Origin of the sequence: Pedobacter sp. ok626 (assembly GCF_900100435.1) — a bacterium.
GTDB lineage: Bacteria > Bacteroidota > Bacteroidia > Sphingobacteriales > Sphingobacteriaceae > Pedobacter.
Window position 1 is genome coordinate 489,156 of record NZ_FNEX01000002.1, and the last position, 19,275, is coordinate 508,430.

8 protein-coding genes are annotated in these 19,275 nt (G+C 42.0%); 2 read left to right on the top strand and 6 right to left on the bottom strand.

Annotated elements, in window-relative coordinates:
- Positions 1-8: 8 nt before the first annotated feature.
- Positions 9-2,963, bottom strand: a complete 2,955-nt coding sequence (locus BLS35_RS04235) for a SusC/RagA family TonB-linked outer membrane protein (RefSeq protein ID WP_165973444.1) — start codon at positions 2,961-2,963, stop codon at positions 9-11.
- A gap of 517 nt (positions 2,964-3,480) precedes the next feature.
- On the opposite strand from BLS35_RS04235, the gene BLS35_RS04240 reads away from it, so the two are divergent.
- Together BLS35_RS04240 and BLS35_RS04245 are read left to right on the top strand one after the other, a co-directional pair.
- The gene (locus BLS35_RS04240; protein WP_090778116.1) at positions 3,481-7,572 is read left to right on the top strand and encodes a hybrid sensor histidine kinase/response regulator transcription factor; all 4,092 of its coding nucleotides are present in this window, start codon (positions 3,481-3,483) and stop codon (positions 7,570-7,572) included.
- A 128-nt stretch (positions 7,573-7,700) separates the two neighbouring features.
- A complete protein-coding gene (locus BLS35_RS04245) occupies positions 7,701-8,411 on the top strand; it encodes a DUF4198 domain-containing protein (RefSeq protein WP_090778118.1) in 711 nt (236 codons plus the stop codon).
- Positions 8,412-8,471: 60 nt separating this feature from the next.
- Here BLS35_RS04245 and BLS35_RS04250 read toward each other — a convergent pair whose 3' ends face one another.
- From BLS35_RS04250 to BLS35_RS04270, 5 genes are read right to left on the bottom strand one after another with little or no spacing between them, the layout of a single operon-like run.
- Positions 8,472-9,239, bottom strand: a complete 768-nt coding sequence (locus tag BLS35_RS04250) for a sterol desaturase family protein (protein ID WP_254778655.1) — start codon at positions 9,237-9,239, stop codon at positions 8,472-8,474.
- Positions 9,240-9,241: 2 nt separating this feature from the next.
- Positions 9,242-11,533, bottom strand: a complete 2,292-nt coding sequence (locus BLS35_RS04255; RefSeq protein WP_090778120.1) for a Gldg family protein — start codon at positions 11,531-11,533, stop codon at positions 9,242-9,244.
- 10 nt (positions 11,534-11,543) lie between these two features.
- Positions 11,544-14,321 carry a M16 family metallopeptidase gene (locus BLS35_RS04260; protein WP_090778122.1) on the bottom strand — a complete coding sequence of 926 codons (2,778 nt, stop codon included), beginning with the start codon at positions 14,319-14,321 and terminating at the stop codon, positions 11,544-11,546.
- Positions 14,311-16,962, bottom strand: a complete 2,652-nt coding sequence (locus BLS35_RS28135) for a MutS-related protein (RefSeq protein ID WP_254778657.1) — start codon at positions 16,960-16,962, stop codon at positions 14,311-14,313. The genes BLS35_RS04260 and BLS35_RS28135 overlap by 11 nt, the downstream gene beginning before the upstream one ends.
- 1 nt (position 16,963) lies before the next feature.
- Entirely contained in the window at positions 16,964-19,273 is a 2,310-nt protein-coding gene (locus tag BLS35_RS04270) for a DUF4350 domain-containing protein (RefSeq protein ID WP_090778124.1), read from the bottom strand.
- Positions 19,274-19,275 lie beyond the last annotated feature (2 nt).

Consider the following 19,275-nt stretch of genomic DNA (forward strand, 5'->3'; position numbering starts at 1 on the left):
ATCTTTTTCTATAAATCGATTTTAAAACCTAGTGTATATGTTCTTGGAATAGATAATCCATAGCCTGAATCGATCCCGGTATAACCAACCAATTCAGGGTCGCCACCTGTATAAGGAGAAATTGTAAACAGGTTTGTTGCGGTTACATATACCAGAAACCTGTGCTGCGTGCTCCTATCTTTGTTAAGAAAACTCATTCCGGCAAAATCATAGCCGAGGGAAAGGGATCTTAATTTCAGGAAGGATCCGTTTTCAATGAAAATATCCTGGTCAGCACGATAGGCTTGCACGGCACTCCATGGATTGTAAACCGGATAGCTTGCGGCATTAAGGTCTTTTTTCCAGAAAGTAATTTCATCTATCGAAGAAATATCATTCTGGCCACCCCTATTAATAAAATCAAAACGATTGGCGGCAGCCTGGTTCAGGATATTACGGCCCAAAGCGAAATACAGGTTAAAGTCGAGACTGAACTTGCGATAAGTAAAGTTATTGGCGAAGTTTCCTGTTAATTTTGGTATATAGTTACCCAATGCAACTTTATCCCGTTCATTTATGGTATAATCTCCGTTCAAATCTTTCCAGCGAGGATCTCCGCCTTTAAATGCGAGTCCTTTGTAATTCAGGATCTGATAGTTTTGAGGGTTTACTGGTACATCAGCGTCAGTTTGGAATGCCTCACCCTGAGTTTTTAACACCCAGAACTTATCAATGGCTTCACCCACAACCAGCTTTTGGGTTCCGATTAATATTTCTGAAATACCACCGGGAAGTGCTTTCAGCTTATTCTGATTATAACTGGCATTTACATTAGCCATCCAGTTAAATTGATCTTTCCTGCCTTTAAATATACTGGCTTGCAACATCAGTTCTACACCGCTATTATTTACATCCATTCCACTTTGATAGGAAGAAGTATAGCCTGACTCTGCTATAACCGGCATTGCCAATAACATGCGGTTATTATTTTTGCTATATAGCTCTAACCTTGCCTGAATCCTGCTATTGAGAAAGCCTGCATTCACACCAATATTGGTTTCCTGTACATAAGACCAGGGAATATCATAACCCACCCAACCTGCAGTATATGGCCTCGATAAGGTACCAAATCCTGCATAAGAATAGAAAGCTGGGTTGGCAGACCAGCCCAAATCTACAGTGTACTGTGGCCCGGCAGCAAATCTGTCGTTCAATAACAGGTTACCTATCCGGCTCCAGGATGCCGTTACTGAAAGTGATGAAATGGCCGATTTGTCCTGAGGCAATATTTTATTAAAATTGTATTCAGCATTAACAATTGGTGAAATGAACCATCTTGCGCTTGGTTGCATATTAGAGGAGCCATCCGTTCTTGCTACTGCGGTTAAAGACAATTCATCGTTATAATTATACTCCGCTTTGGCGAACAGAGAACTTAGATTTGCTTTTTGTCGGTCTGTAAAACGAAACACAATAAAGTCTTTAGGCAATAAGTAATCTGACTCTTTTGAATTCCCGTTTACCACATTAATCCTGATGTAATCACTTGATCCTTTATAACCGTAGGCATAATTGTAACGATTAAAATCTGATTGAAAAGAATGTCCGGCTTCCAGGTTTAATTTGTGTTTTTCATTAAAATCGTGTTTATAACTAACAGAATTCTCGATAACCACACGTTGGTTATAGCCATAATAATTAGAGACATAATTGTTCCCGTCGAGCATGGTGGACGGAAAAAACACATCACGCGTGCTTTCATTATAGTCGAAGCCTACACGCGAAGTGAAATCCAGTTTCTTAAATTTCGCTGATAAGGAGAAATATCCCTGAATAGCACTGTTTTTATTGTCATCAAATGACTTGGCCTGATATTCATTTAACAAATTGCCATAGATGATCTTATTCGGTGCAATCGGACTTGTTAAATCCGGGATATACTGCATTTCCGAGAAACGATCCCGAAATGACCTGTTCCGGTCACGTTCCAGTCTTGTTGCATTGATCATACTGGAAACCGTTAACCATGGCAATGGCAACATATTGATGAAGAAAGAAGCATTATACTTGTCCAGTTTGGTGTCATCCGCATTACCGGATGTGCTTGTGTTTCCTCCGAAAAACCGAAAATTTGAGCGGTTTGTCCCGCCGGTTATACTGGCGTTTACGGAGCGTACAGGGCTTGTTTTATAATACAAATCTGTCCAGTTAGAAGGACCATAATAATTTTCATTGGTTGCATCTCTTAAATAAGCCGGATAATTATCCATATCGGCAGGACTGGCAAATTTCTGATAGAACGGCATTCTGAAAGTGCTTTCATCCTGTGCATTGGTGGTCGTCAGGTTATCCTTCTGGGCCATCCCAAAATAGCTGTTCACACTAATCTGCTTCATACCTGCCTGAGCATTCTTGGTCGTAATCAAAATAGCTCCGTTAGCGGCCCTGGGGCCGTAAATAGCGGCAGCAGCTCCTCCTTTAACTACGTTGATGGACTCAATATTGTCCATATCAATGGTAGCCAGCAGGTTTGTCGCAGTTCCTATAGGCGCATAGTCAAACTTCTGGACATCGAACATAAAAGGGTTGTCCTGTATCAGCGGAATACCGTTAACATATACCTGCGGCTGTACCTGATAAATATCTTTTCTGGAAAGCAGTGGCATCGAAAGTCCCCTTATCAGTAGGCTTTGCTCTGTAGTACCAGGTTCACCGTTTGTTTCCTGCACATATACTCCTGCGGCATTTCCTTTCAGGACTTGTTGAAGGGAAACGAATGGATACATGGCGATCTTCTTAACATTTAATGAGTCGACATTTCTTATGGAGACAAATCGCCTTAGTTCTACAATTCCTGAATCCTTTGCCACGGTGTCCTGTAAGGAATTCTTTGCTGTGGTATCCTGAAAAACGGCACTATATCCACTTAGCGGAAAACCAAGACCAACAAGAAAAAAAGACACAAGGATCCATTGACAATTCATGTGTTTAATAATTCGGGTATTTCTCATCCGTTATTTTGTTTTTTAATGGTTCTTATGGGCTTGGATGCCCGGTTTATTCAATTGCAGTTGTTAAAGTATAATGCGCTGAATAAATCATACAGCAATCATACGTCCAGCTGTCAGGTCATTTGTCTGCAGCAACCGCTAACTTGTAAGTGATGAAATGTTATTAATTGGTTAGTAGTTTGGTAAGGTTAAGTCTAAAGACTTATAGGTTTAGTCAAATTTTATTCATACGTGTTTGGTTTAGTGTTTGGTTGTTTTTGTCTTAACATTATATACATATTATTCGCTGGTTAGGGCTTTATGGTCTGGTATGAGCTAAATATGATTTAGTATACCGCCTTTAGAATATTACATTGTTCAGACAGTCAAAGCTGTAATATTATTTGTCCAAAAAAGATGAATATTCTAAAAAAAAGGGTAGAAAAATCATTAACAATAGCAGATATTTCTATCTTTAGCGCTGATAAATAGACAATAACAGGGAATTCTTATGAAGATTACTAAATGGAAACTGATTAATTTGTGCTTTTCCATTGCCGTATTTTTTCATCCCGCCCAAGCCCAGCATCCACTTTCTTTTAGCAACTATACAATTGAAAATGGGTTGTCGCAAAACTCCGTGATATCGGTTACTCAGGATAAATCGGACTTTATGTGGTTCGGTACACGGCAGGGCCTAAACCGATATGATGGCCACCAGTTTAAAAGCTATATCAATCATCCGGCAGACCGAAGCAGTCTGTCCAATAATGAAGTTCAAACTTTATTGACTGATGCTGGAGGAACCCTATGGGTGGGAACAGCGAATGGACTAAATAGATATGATTCCGGATCCGACACTTTTACTCAGATCCCAACTCGTTCAAAGCAAGGCCTAAGCCAAGGTGGTATTGAATGCCTTTATGAAGACTCCGATAAAAATTTATGGGTGGGAACTTTAGGCGGGCTTAACCTATTAACGGACAAAAACAAGAACACTTTTAAGTCTTTCAAGTTTAAGGGAATAAAGGATGATGGTGTTGAAGGCATCTACGCCATTTTTAAAGATACTCGTGGCAACCTCTGGATTGGAACCGGTAACGGATTGTTGTGTATGCGCCTAAAAAATGGTCACTACAAATACGAGCGGTTTAAGTACGACCCGGGAAATAAATCTGGAATTAGCTCTAACTACATCACCTGCATCAATACCGATGCCCAAAACAATTTATGGATAGGAACAGGTAATGGAGTGTGTCTGTATAATTATTCGACCAAATCTTTTACCGTTTATAGTCATGATAATAATGATCCCAACTCTATTGTACACAATGACGTTAGGACAATAACGAAAGATAAGCAAGGCATGCTCTGGATTGGTACTCAAGAAGGCTTAAGTATTTTAGATCCGGTAAGTAAAAAATTTACTAATTACCAGCATGATCCGGAGTTAAAAAACAGCATCAGTCACAATTCTGTGCATAGTATATACCAGGACATTAACCAAACCATGTGGGTAGGTACCTATTTTGGCGGCGTTAATTACAGTCACCAGATTGCGACAAGGTTTAAAGCTTATCAGAATAGCAAATTAAAATCTAGTATCAGTAGCAACATCCTCAGTTCTATTGTGGAGGATGAGCACAACAACCTTTGGATCGCAACAGAAGGTGGGGGTCTAGATTACCTTGACAGAAAGACCAATACCTACAGAAGCTACAAAACAGACCCTAATGATCCGACCAGTATCACCTCTAACCTGATTAAAATCATGTGCAAAGAGAATTCGGGCAAGGCTGAGCTGATTATTGGGACGCATTATGGTGGACTAAATATTTTTAATCCTAAAACAGGAAAGTTTAAACGCATTATCAATGTAAAAGACGCTAAAAACTCTCCCGGCACTGCCGAAATTGTGGCTTTGCGCCAGGATAGTTATGGCACGATATGGATTGGCTCTCAAAATGGGCTATCCATTTTAAGGAGACAGCATGGAATTTTCCCCGATCACACAACAAAAAGTGTTCTAGAGAAGTACCTAAAAAAAAAAAGGGGTGTACAGGTGCTTTTTGAGGATCAAAAGAAAAATCTTTGGCTAGGAACATCTGCCGGTTTATATCGATATAATTTTAGCACCAGACTTCTGAGTCATTTTACCAAGAATGAGAATGATAGCACCAGGCTAAAATCTGATTATATCAATTGTGTGGTTCAAACTGCTAAGGGTTTGATCTGTGTGGGTACTTATTTTGGGGGTATCAGTATATATAACGAGCAGACAAACCATTTTAAGACCTATATGGAAGCGGACGGTTTGGCCAATAACAACGTAGTTGGTATTGTTGAGGATGATGCCGGCAATTTGTGGATCAGCACGGCCAATGGCTTATCTCAGTTAAATTTAACCGCCGGAAAATTTAGAAATTATACAAAGAGTGATGGACTGGCAGGGAATGAATTTAATGCCCGGTCCTATTTTAAAGATAGTAAAGGTGAGATCTTTTTAGGTGGACTAAATGGTCTAAGTTCTTTTCATCCTAAGGAAATTGAAACGAATAACTATAAGGCCCCGCTTGTTTTTACGGGCTTAAAACTATTTAATCAACCTGTAGAAGTTGCTGGGCCTGATGGGCTTTTAAAGGAACAGATTCTCATTACGAAAGAAATCACCTTTAAACATGATCAAAACCACTTTACCTTAGGCTTTGCGCTATTAAATTACATCAAGCCAGACAAAAATAAATATGCCTACAAATTAGAAGGCTATGATGATCAATGGAACTATACCGACAACCCAAGCGCCATTTATACAAACTTACCTTCGGGGAACTATCATTTTATAGTTAAAGGTATAAATAATGACGGCATAGCTGGGAGTAACCAGGCCAGTGTCAAAATAAAGATCCTGCCACCAATATGGGCCAGCTGGTGGGCATACCTACTTTATGCGCTTGTATTTTCTGTCATCTTATTCCTTACAGTAAGGTATCTTTTTATCCGGGCATTACTCAAAAGGTCGGAAGATGTACAAAAGATGAAATTGAATTTCTTCACCTATGTATCTCATGAAATACGTACTCCCCTAACCTTGATTCTTGGCCCGCTTGAACATCTACTAAAGACAACTAAGGATAATCCTGAAATCAACAAGCAGGTACTTCCTATTAAAAATAACGCAGATCGACTAATGAGGCTCGTCACAGAGCTAATGGACTTTAGAAAGGCTGAGACCGGTCATTTAAAATTACATATTGCCAGTGGCAATATTATTGAGTTTACGCAGGAGATTTTCCATGCTTTCCAGCATCTGGCTGATACGCGAAATATTCATTATACGTTTGAGTACAAACAGGAGTACATTGAGCTCTATTTTGACAAGGTTCAGTTGGAGAAAGTGCTGTTTAATTTGCTCTCTAACGCTTTTAAATTTACTAAAGACCATGGCAGCATAACGGTTTCCATCGAAGAAAAGCTGCAAGAAGTAATCCTAAAAGTAAGAGATAATGGAAAAGGTATCCCACAGGAGAGTCAGCAAAAGTTGTTTAGCGACTTCTTTCAGGTTGATGAGCAAGGATCGGGGCATATTGGCTCTGGTATTGGTCTGGCACTATCCAAAAGCATCGTTGAATCGCATCACGGAAGTATAGGAATTGAGAGTAGTCCAGCAACAGCAGTTCAACCCGGTGACACTTGCTTTACCTTAACGCTTAAAAAGGGCAAGAGTCATTTTAAAAACATTGAGTTAATAGATACTCAATATCACCATTCAGGAAGTACGATTTATACCGTGCCTGCGGCTGTTGATACAGTTGAGCTTGAAACAAAAGTTACAGCAACAGAAACGATTCTAATCGTTGAGGACAATCCAGAGATCAGGCAAATGCTAATGGGCCTATTGGGGACCGATTATCGGGTTAGTGAGTGTGGGGATGGATTGGATGGTTGGGAGACGGCCACTGAATTACTCCCAGATTTGATCATTTGCGATGTGATGATGCCAGTAATGGATGGACTTGAACTCTGCAAAAAGTTAAAAACGGATGAGCGTACCAGCCATATCCCTGTGATTTTATTAACGGCCAAATCATCTCAGATGCATCAGGTAGACGGATTGGAGACTGGCGCCGATTGTTATATCACCAAGCCTTTCAATATTGATTTATTAAAGCTAAACATCAGAAACCTACTTCAATCAAGGGCAACGATGCGACAGAAGTTTAGTAAAGAGGTTAGCCTGCAGCCTCAAAACATTACGGTTAGCACGGTAGAGCATACTTTTATGATTAAAATCGTGCAGTATATAGAGGACCATATGTCTGACCAGGATTTTAGTGTTCCAGAGTTGGCCACCAATATTGGCATGAGTCAGCCTGTATTGTATAAAAAAATAAGAGCGATTACAGATTTGTCTGTGAATGACTTTATAAAAACCATTCGGTTAAAAAAAGCGGCCCAACTCCTCGCTCAAAAAACTTACAATGTATCCGAAGTCTCGTACCTGGTAGGGTTTAATGATCCGAAATACTTTAGCCGTGAATTCAGAAAACAGTTTGGCCATACGCCTAAGGCCTATGTAAGCAGTTTAACAACGCAACAATTATAGCTTTTAAATTACCTTTTAAGGGCATATCATTATATTATTTATAATAATTCTAAATAAATTTCATAAGTCTGGATTTACTTTATAGATTAGCATAATTTTTAATCATTCTAAATAGCTAACAAAAGAATATGAAATCATTACTACTTGCATTATTATTTACGCTAGGCACCTGTCAATTATTTGCTCATGCTTTATGGATAGAAACAGCTTCATCAGGAAAAGCGGGACAGGCTCAGGAGGTAAAAGTATATTATGGAGAATATGCGACTAACGAACGCGAAGAAACCGCCAAATGGTACTCGGACGTTAAAGACTTTACTTTATGGTTGACTGCTCCAGGGAAAGAAAAAGTTAAACTGGGTACTACTCCAGGACCTAATTTTTACAGCGCGAGCTTTGCTCCTGAAGGAAATGGCCAATTTGTAATAACGGTTAGCCATGAAGCAAAAGAACTTGGAGGTACTACAAAATATGAATTTATAGCCGCTGCCATTGTAACAGTTGGTAAACCAGGTGCCATAAATGTTGCCGCGATTCCAGTATCTCTGAAAGTGCATACTGCTGAGGCCAAAACTTACAAGGTTAATTCTCCTGTACAAATAAAAGCGGTAGCGAATGGTAAGCCACTAGCTAAGACAACAGTATCGGTATTTTCTCCTGAAGGCTGGAGCAAAGAGGTAACAACTGATGAAAACGGACTGATAACTTTTAGCCCAATCTGGCCAGGAAGATATGTTCTTGAAGTATCAGCTCGTGAAAAAACTGAAGGCACACATAATGGCAAAGCCTATACTGCTGCATGGCAAGGAGCTACTTCAAGTTTTGAGGTCAGCAAATAGCATTAAGTCCTGCCTGCACACATACTTTGGTTAGAGTGTGTGCAGTGCAGGCGCTAATTTTTATTGTCCAAATCGCTTTTCCTGTAGCGAGTCGTAATGTTTTACATAGTCCGGGTGCTCTGTCTTCATCAGTCGATCCCAGATTCTTAAATACAATCCATAATTACCCTTGAATTTTTGATGGTGCATGTTGTGGAAAGTAGAAGTGTTGATGATTTCGAATAGAAAAGTCTTTCTGAAACCCTTGGGCATAATTTCATAGCCCAAATGGCCATACACGTTAATCACAAAAGAAGAAAATGCAAACAATCCAATTGTTAAGGGATGTAAGGGCATAGAAAAGACCAGCAAAATCACCACCGCTCCTTCTGCTATCGCCTCCAAAAAATGGAAGGAATAAGAAGTCCAGGGAGAAGGATTTGTAGACTGATGATGCACCAGATGTGTTGCCTTGAAAAGTTTTTTATGATGCAATATCCGGTGCATCCAGTAAAAATAGGTATCGTGTACTACCAAGGTTAGCAAAAGGCTTACGGGAATCCACCACAAAGGATAATCATGCAGGTCGGTATAGATAAAGGTATGCGGCCTAAGGCTATCCGACAATGCGATAATTGAAGTTATGGCCAACATGATGCTTGATATAGAGGAATGCAGAATTTCTCTCAGAAAATCAGCCTTACCTGCCGGCCTGCTTTGAATTTTATTTCGCAGCAGGCTTTTGGGGAAGAGCAGGTAAAAAACTAAAAAAAAGATGCCTGCAATGATAAAGTAACGGCCCATGGTTAGGAGAAATGCCCAACTGATGGTTTGAAATAAATGGCTCATGGTTATTTACGTTTTCTGCGGATTAATATGATCATTCCAATCAGAAATATCACACCTGGAATGACAGCATAACAGAGTATTTGTATTGTTTTCACACTAGCTTTTGTCAAAGTACTGATATTGTCTTTTGGAGCCGGGCGACTGGTATCGATCGGAAATTCTCCATAAGAAAACCAGCTGAATATACCCGTTGCGAAAAGTCCATTGATCGTTCTCATATTGCTTCTAGTGAGTTCTGAATTGCTGAAAAAATCAGCATCACCCGATACAATAATCCGTTGTTCTTTGTTGTTCATCTGACGTGTCAGCGTCAGTGCGGTAGGGAATGCACCTTGCTGATCACCATTTCTCAGATCAACAGCCAAAGCCACTGAATCCAGCGTAAACCTGCCCTTTTTAAGCCAGGTTGTCTGCGCGTCTGTCATTAACAAAGGATGAATATCAAATTTCCCCTGCTCATCGTAACTTAAAGCTGCCACGTCCGGCATAGATACTGGCGAGTTCTGTGCATAAAACTGTTGTAAACCTGGAGCCATAGCTACCGCTCCCGCAGCCAGTGCCGGTGCAACCAGGCCATAGGAATAATCCTTACTGCTTTGAACCAGCGTACCATCCAGCATTTTAACCCCAATATCTGCCAGCAAGGGATTGAGTACACTTTGCTTACCCGGCTCCCCGGCTATTAAAATATTCCCCCCCTCAGCTATATACTTCTGAAGTTTCGACAGTACCGCCGAACTGAAAGCCACTTTCGGATCGGCAATCACCAGGGCAGCAATATCTTTTGGTATTTCGGCTTTTTCCAAGGTAACACTATCGACGTCAAATCCCTGATTAATCAATGAACTCCGTACCATTTTGGTATTGATAATTGATTTATAGTCCCGGTCGCCTAATTTATCCATGCCCCGCTGGTAACCATCTGTTGCAAAAACAATTTTAGGCGGAGTCATGGTCATCCGCTTCAGGGCTGCCGTGGTTTCCTCCTCTTTTGGCCAGAAATAATCGTCCGGAGCGGGAAAAGTACGCAGAAATGTATTTTTGCCCTGGTACTTTAATTGCATGACGGCGCGTGCTCCTTCTACCTGCAAATTGATCTGCTTATGAATTTCTTCCGGAGTAAGAAATTTCCGAAGGTCCAGTTTCTGAATATTCGCCATGAATACCATCCAATCGTTAAAAGTTGTTTTACTCTTTACAAACCATTCTTTAGATCCGGGAATGCTATCATAATAATACACCCATTTCAGGTTGATATTTGGTTTAAAACGCAAGTAAGGTTCCCAGCGCGCAATATCAGCGATACGCTGCTTTGGCGTTGCCTGGTTGTAAGAATCTTCCATTCCATTGATATACTCGGTCATTTCAATAGGACCATCGCCCATTTTTTTAAGTAAATCCTGACTGGCTTTGGTGATGGTATTTAATTTGGTATCCGTGGCATCAAAATATGCAATCATTGGTTGTCGGGAACTGATATATGCAATACTTAATCCAACCAATACAATCATGACATACCGAACAGCCTGCTGCAAGGCAGATTTACATCGCCTTTCCATTTCCAGTTTGGTAATGGTAAAAGCCAGGAACATCCCTATAATAACCAGATAATAAATAACATCACGTGTATTCAATAAGCCTGCCATCATTCGTTCTGCCCTGCTTGGCATAGATAAACTATGCGTCAGGTCACGTATAAAATCAATTCCCTGGCCTAACTTTCCGATATAATTCATAAAAGCCAGCACCACAAAAGTACTGATTGCCGCTACCGCCTGATAAGTAGTTAAGCTGGATACAAAAATCCCGATAGCCGCGTACGCGTTGAGCAGCAAGAAAACAGCCAGCAGAGCAACCAGGATATGCGGATAGTCGAAATGTGGTGTAAACCAGGCCCCAAAGATGATGAAGGTGCACATGACACCAATGATCATCAAGTTGTAAGTTAGCATGGCAGCAAATTTCCCGTACACCACCTCAGACAGTTTTACTGGAGAAGAATACAATAGCTTAATACTTCCGCTGCTCATCTCCCTACTAATGATTCCCATGGTCAGCAAAGGAATATACAAGTACAGATGGGCTAGTATTTGCGTAAGCATGCCAATCTTTTTGGGATCAGTAAATAAAAACGAAGTTAAATATGGTATGGCCGAAGCCTTTTGTATTGTAGGTAAAGCAGCTGTAAAGCCAAGGCCCATTTGTACAAAAAGTACAACAAGGAGTAGCCAGGCAATTGGTGAATAAAATAGCAGGCTGAGCTCCAGCCTGGCTATTTGTATGATCTTCTTCATATGGTTATACTTATTTTTTTTCCGGCATCAGCACCAGCCTGGTATAGTTCTTATCCTGAATAAAAGTTGCTGCAGCTTCCTGAACTAATTTTGGCGTAATGGTATTGAGTACGCTGTTGTAATCGAAAAACCGGGTCAAAGGTTCTTTGTTCATCAGTTGAGAAGTCAGGTAATCCAGCCAGAAATCATTATTTGTTGATCCGGTTTGCAGACCAACCTGGCGTGCAGCTTTAAATTTCTGCAGATTCTCAGCAGAGGGACCTTTTGTTCTTATTTTATCCAGTTCATCTTGTGCAGAAGCAATGAGTTTTTCAACATTTTGTGGTGAACATTCGAAAGTAAATGCCAGACTAAACCTGCCTTTAGGGTACTTAGAAAGCGTCAGCTGTGCATTTGGGACATAGGTTCCACCTTCCTGGTTACGAAGCCGCTCCGTCAGGTTGATCTTTAGCACATCAGCAATAGCATTCATTTTAATGCTGTTTTCAAAACTGTAATCGAAAGCACCAGAATAAACCAGAATTACACTCGACTTCTGCTCATTGCCAAGATAAATGGTTTTAGAAATACGCCCCGGAGGTACACGTACATCCAGATCGCGGATCGTTTCCTTCAAACCTTTGGTAGGTAATGAGCCCAGATATTTCTCCAGTAAAGGCTTCGTCTTTTCCAGATCCAGATTTCCAACAAACAGAAATGTGAATCCCGAGGCATCTGCAAATCGGTCTTTATAGAATTGAAATGCCTTATCGAGTTTAATCGCATTTAACCTATCCAGACTTTGTGGTTTTTTGCGGACATGAGAATTGCCTAAGATGAAATTTGCAGAATCCAAAAATGTTGTGCTCCGGCTATGACCAGCATTGGCCAGTTGTTCTTTAGACCTTTCGACAAGCGTTATGAATGATTCTTCATTTTTACGAGGTTCCGTAAAATATGCATGCACTAATTCTAATGCTAAAGGTAAATCCTCCGGTGTTGTACTGCCATTAAAGCCCTGGTAATTATCCACGATAAAAGGGCTCACCTGTATTTTTTTACCACCTAACAATTTACCCAACTGTAATGCATCATAATTACCTGCCCCCGCTGCTGTAATGATATTGGCTGCATTAATCGAACTTTCATAATCTGCATCGGCAGACAAAGATGCGCCACCTTCTGCCAGACCTTTAAACACAATCTGATCGTTCTGGAAATCTGTCTTTTTCAACAGTACAGTCATTCCGTTGCTAAGGGTGATTTTCTGAAGTCCTGCTTTACTGACTTCTTCCATATCGGTAATCTTTCCGGGTATGGGCTCTTTCTTCAATAACGGTAAGTCCTGTACATCATCCACATAAGCAGTCATAGGTTGAGTATAGACATTTTCAATCCATTGCTGTACCGTTGCCTCAGTCGGTAAAAATGTTTTATTGTGTGCAGAAGATTTCACAATGATATCCCTGTTATTACTTTTCAGGTATTTACCCATTAGGGCATTGACCTCATCCAGGCTGATATCCTGAAGTAATTCAGTGTTCAGTTTATGTTCTTCTATGATACCGGGAGCTGAGGTACCTGTTAAAAAATGCTGCAAATAAGGTCTGATTAATACCTCTGAAGATGTTTTATCTTTTTCTTTCAGCGCATCTTCCATTTTCTGTTGTTGTGTTTTTTTCACCCGGTCCAGTTCTGCCTGACTAAAGCCCTGTTCCTCCATCCGGCGCAATTCCAGCCAGATACTTTTCAGACCCCGTTCAGTCTCCGCTGGCTTGGTTGTTAAATTTACCGAGAAGGCATTAAGACCGCCTGTTAACGTGGTAAAACCCGCAATTGGTAAGCCGCGAAACCGGGCATTGACCATTGCTCCAAACAGTTGCTTCAGCAGGTTGCTGCGGTAATCTGTTGCGGTCTTTACTGTGTCAGCCGACTCTTTCATGAATATCTCCATAGCAATTCCACCTATCTCCGGATCAATAAATTGCATGTACTGGTTCTTGCCAGTCAGCCTGGCCTGATACACTGTACGCTCTTTTTCCTTTTCCGGGTTCTTAAGATCTGAAAACTTTGCTTTGATGTCTCTTTCCATTTGGTCAACATCAATATCACCCACAACCAATATGGCCTGCAAGTTTGGGCGGTACCAGTCTTTATAAAAACCTCTGATCTCTTCAGCAGTTACTTTATTTAAGACTTCCTCTGTACCGATGGGTAAACGCAAACCGTAACGGGAGCCATTGGTATAAAAAGAGACCACTTTTTCCTGGTAACGCTGCGTCAGTCCCTGATGGTAACGTTTTTCTTCCAGGATGACATGGCGTTCTTTCTCTACATCTTCTGCTTCGATGTTTGCTTCCTGTGCCCAGTCACGCAGGATCTGTAAACCATTAGCCAGCAATTCTGGTTGATCTGATGGCAATGGCAGCTGATATACAGTTTCATCCAGCCCTGTATTGGCATTGAGATCTGCACCAAACCGGACCCCGGCTTTCTCCAAGTAATTAGAAAGTTCCTTTTTAGGGAAATGTTTGGTCCCGTTGAAGCTCATATGTTCCACAAAATGGGCTACTCCCCTTTGCTGATCGGTTTCCAGAATAGAACCCGCTTTAATAGCCAGATACATCGTTACCCGTTTTTGAGGGGTTTTGTTTTTGCGAATATAATAAGTAAAACCATTCGGTAATTTTCCTGTACGCAGTTCAGGATCCAGCAGTAGTGGCTGGGTATCCAGCTGTGTCTTGCAGGCCAGCGGCAGACAAAGTGCAGCAATGGACAACAGTCCTAAGAATTTATATTTAGTTAGCATATTGTTCTGCTTTAATAATGTCCACAATCTTTTCGTTTTCGATGATGATCATACCCTGACGATCAGTAGTAATTCCACTTGCAAGCGTATATGGATAAGTCGGCACCCCCTCTTTCATCACGGTTGGCAGGAAAGAGAACTGTACATTGTCCGATATTTTACCGAGGGCTTCCCCTACTTCAATGATGTGGGTAGAGACCACAAAGAAACTGTTCCGGTTTTCAGAGAAAGCTTTGGTGACCGCTAAGGTGGCGTCGTAGGCATCCTTTACATTCGTACCCTTAAACAATTCGTCAAACAACACATACAAATCCTGCGAGGCGTTCACTGCCTGCGCCACCGTTTTGGTACGCAGTACTTCTGCGTAAAAATGACTGTAGCCCATATCCAGGTTATCCGATACGTTAATTGAGGAGAACAGCCCGTCTTTTACCGAAAACTCCATCCTTTTGGCCGCCACCGGGAAGCCCATGTGTGCCAGGTAAACCGCGATGCCCATCGATTTCATAAAGGTTGATTTACCTGCCATGTTTGCCCCTGTCAAAAACAGCATGTTTCTTTCTTTAGTCAGCCGCAGGTTATTGCTCACCCCTTTTCTCAATCCCGGATGGCGGAAACCTTCCAGATCCAAAACCATCTGTTCGGCTGGCAAAGCCTTCGCATAAACGAAATCCTGTTCCGCAGCGACAGCTGCTACCCCTATAAAGACATCCAGCTCATAGATCAGTTTCAACAGGTTTTCCATCTGGCTGATCATCGCATGGCGGATCACATAGTCATTTTTGATCAGTTGCATCAATGAAAGTTGCCCTTCAGGAGCGTCCAGCAGGCTTTGCAACCTGGAATCCTGTAATACTTTCCATGCGGTATCCAGGTCTTTCTGATAAATTTCAACACCTGCTTTTCCTTTCAATTCCTTAAAGAAATCCCTGAAAGCCTGCAGAACTTCGATCGTAACCGACTGGCCAGCCTGTAACTGCAGCAGTTCGGCATTGTGAAAAAGCACTTGTTTGAATTTTTTGGCAAAAATGCCCCAGGCTACCCGTGGTAAGGCTGCTCCTGCTCCACCGGACAGGTAATCTTCCATCGATTCTACCTGTGAACGGATCACCGGGAAAATCACCCGGTGCTGCTGGAAGAAAGCAAATGTGGCACTGCGCTGGTTGATCTGACCTGGTGTTTTCAAGGGTCTTGCAAACATCCCTTCCAGCATTTTTTCACCCCCACGGGTTTGCAAATGGTTAAATAAACTGTAAATGGATTGCTGTTTAAACTTGCCCTGCAGGTTCAAATCTTCAATGGTCTGCTTGTCGGCCAGGAAATCAGCATGTGGTTGTTTGGCTTGCTTTTTATCCTGGATCAGCTCAATCACACCCTCGTTATTGATGATGATCATCCCATGACGGTCATCGGTAATACCTTCGGTGAGGGTATAGGTGTATATAGGTTTGCCGTTTTCCATGCGTGTAGGCAGGTAACGGAAAATCATGTTTTTACATTTCTTTTGCAGTACCTCCCCCGCTTCCATGATGTGGGTAGAGATCACAAAAAGAGAGTGCGGTTTGCTGGCAAAGGCTTCCATGATGGCAATCGTGCCTTCATAAGCATCCTTTACGTTGGTGCCCCTGAACAGCTCATCAAAAACCACAAACAGGTTTTTACCGGCCCCCAATTCAACGGCAACCTTTTTTACACGGAGTACCTCGGCATAGAAATGACTGGCACCCATGGCCAGGTTATCCGGTAAATTGATGGTGGTATACATCCCGTCGCAAACCGAGAATTCCATGCTTTTTGCCGCAATGGGGAAACCCAAATGCGCCAGGTACATGGCAATACTCAGGGATTTCATGAAGGTAGATTTACCACCCATATTTGCACCGGTCAGGAATACAATATTGCTGTCCGGGGTCATGGTTAGCGAATTGGCCACCGGTTTATTCAGTAAAGGGTGATAAACACCTTGCAAGTCCAGTCGGTTTGCATTTCTTTCTAAAGCTGCAGCAAAGCTATATCCTCGCTCCCGGGCTACCCCCGCAATGGAAATGTACACATCTAGTTGATAGATGTATTGCAATATTTTTTCCAGCAGTCCCCGCTGCTGGAACCGTAAAATATTGTCGTACTCCACAATCTTCCCGGAAGAGATCTTGCCCTTGCTATGATCTGTAAATAACAGTTCCAGTTCTTTGGCATTCAACAAAGCCAGTACTTTTTCCACCTCAGCACCGTAAGGATTTCCAGTTACTTTAGCCTGGATCTCCTGCAGAAACTTTTTCAGTCCCTGCAAAATCTCCATCAGTGCGGTTACACTTTGTGCAGCGGCATTGAAATCAGCCATACTGAACCCCTGGTTGGATAACCGGCTGCGCGGGTCGGTATTGCTTAAATAGCGTTCGGCTTCTTCAAAGCGGTTGCCCTGTAAAGGAAAAGCGGTTTTGCTTTCCAGAAAATACCGCAGCACGGCCACCCGGTCATTGATGGCCCGGTGGTCTGCAAGCGGATTACGGAACAGCTCTTCCAGCAGGGCCGCACCGCCCTGCGTGAAGGTTTTGTTGAAAATATGGTAGATCGAATCGCTCCCCGATTTGGAGAAGATATTCAAATCATCGATCGTTTGTTTATCGGTTATAAAGCTCATCTTATTTACGTTTTCTGCGTGTTAAAAGCACAATGCCAAACAAAAGGATCGCACCCGGGATAATCCCGTAAAACAATATCTCTAATAGTTTAACTCCGGATTTAGTCAATATCAGACGGTTATCCCTGGATTCCGGCCGGCTCATGTCTACCGGAAACTCTTCATTTGAAAACCAGCTAATAATGCTGTAAATGAACTTGCCATTAGCTGTTTCCATATTAGCCCTGCTGAGCTCTTTATTGCTAAAAAAATCAGCGTCACCAGATACCACAATACGCTGTTCTTTATTTTTCACTTTCCGGGTAAGCATTATCGCAGGGGGAAATGCGCCTTGTAAGTCGCCATTTTTTGCTTCGAAAATGAGTGCTGCTGAATCCAGCACAAAAGCACCCTGTTTAATCCAGCTGTTGCGGGCATCGCTCATCAAGAGCGGCTGCACCTGGAATCTTCCGGTCGTATCATAACTTAATGCTCCGGCACCCGGCATGGATACCACCAATTGCTTCTGATAAGCTTCTTGTAATGCTGGAGCCATTGCGACTGCTCCCTTAGCCAGAAATGGGGTAACCAGACCATAAGAATAATCCCTGCTGCGCTGAACCAGCGTTCCACTACGCAACTGTATGCCCAGTGAATCCAAAAGCGGATTGGCCACGGCCTGTTTACCAGGTTCTGTCACGACCATCAGATTTCCCCCATTCTCAATATATTTCCGAAGCCGGCCTAGTGCAATCGGACTAAAGGCTACCTTTGGATCGCCAATAACCAATGCAGCAATACCCTCAGGGATCTCCGCATTTTCTATCGCAACACTGTCCAGGTCAAATCCCAGATTGATGAATGACCCTCTGGACAACTTATTGTTAAAAAGTATTTTATAATCCCTGTCTCCAATTTTATCTATACTCCGTTGATAGCCATCTGTTGCAAAGACAATTTTAGGCGGAGTTACAATCAGCCTTTTCAAAGCAGCAGCAATTTCAGCTTGTTCAGGCCAAAAACCCCCATCGTCAAAAGTTCGCAGAAAGGTTGTTTTATTTTTATATTTCAGCTGGATCACTACACGCCCCCCCTCCTGGCTCAGATTTACCTGCTTACGCACCTCCTGCGGGCTTAAAAATCGTGAAGTATCCATTTCTGCTGATTTAGCATATTCTTTGAACGCAGCTTTCAGACTTTTTCCAGGATTCGCGGCATAAAACTGCGGATCAAAACTATCATAATAATAGACCCAGTTCAGATTGATATTCGATTTAAAACGTTGGTATGGTTCCCAAACGCTTACGGCCATCAGCCGCTTTACAGGCGCCGCTTCAGCATAGCTGTAATGCAATCCGTTAATATAGGCCGTCATTTCCACCGGTTCATCCCCCATTTTTTTAAGGATTTCCTGGACAGGTTTAACGATGGTATTCACCTTAGTATCGGTCGCATCATAATAAGCAATCAGTATTTGACGTGAACTGATATAAGCAACGGCTAACCCCGCAGCTACAATACCCATATACCGGCAAGACTGGCGAAAGACAGATCTGGAAGTACGGGCCAGTTCCAGCCTGGCAATCGTCAATGACAAAAATATACCCGAAACAGCGACGTAGTAAAAGACCTCGCGTGTACTCAGCAGCCCCTTCACCATACGTTCTGCACGACTAGGCATGGAAAGACTGGCAGTCAGATCCCGTACAAAATCCAATCCCTGGCCAAAACTTCCAACATAGTTCAGAAATGCGAGCACAGCGAACGTACAGATTGCTGCAATCACCTGGTAAGTTGTTAGACTGGACATAAAAATACCTATGGCTGAATACGTACTCAGCAACAGGAATGCAGCCAGCATAGCCACCAATACATGTGGATAATCAAAATGATTGATACTGAATACACCTATAACAAAAAACAGGCTCATGATCCCAACGATCACCAGGTTATAAACCAACATACCTATAAACTTACCATAGATGATCTGGCTTAACTTTATCGGAGATGAATACAGTAATTTAATGGTTCCGCTATTGGTTTCGCGACTGATGATGCCCATGGTCATTAAGGGCGTATATAAATACAAACTAGCGAGGATGGAATAGAAAATACCTTCGGAAACTATTGGCGATGAAACGGAAGAACTATATAGTTTTTCCGTTAAAAAAGTAAAGCCGGGAATAAATTGCTGCATGTGCTGTAGTTCACCTATACTCGGTATAAAAGCCAGCGTCATTTGTACCAGCAATACCAGTATGAGCAACCATGCAATGGGAGAATAAAACAGCAGACTGAGTTCCAGTTTTGCTATTTGTATTGTTTTCTTCATTT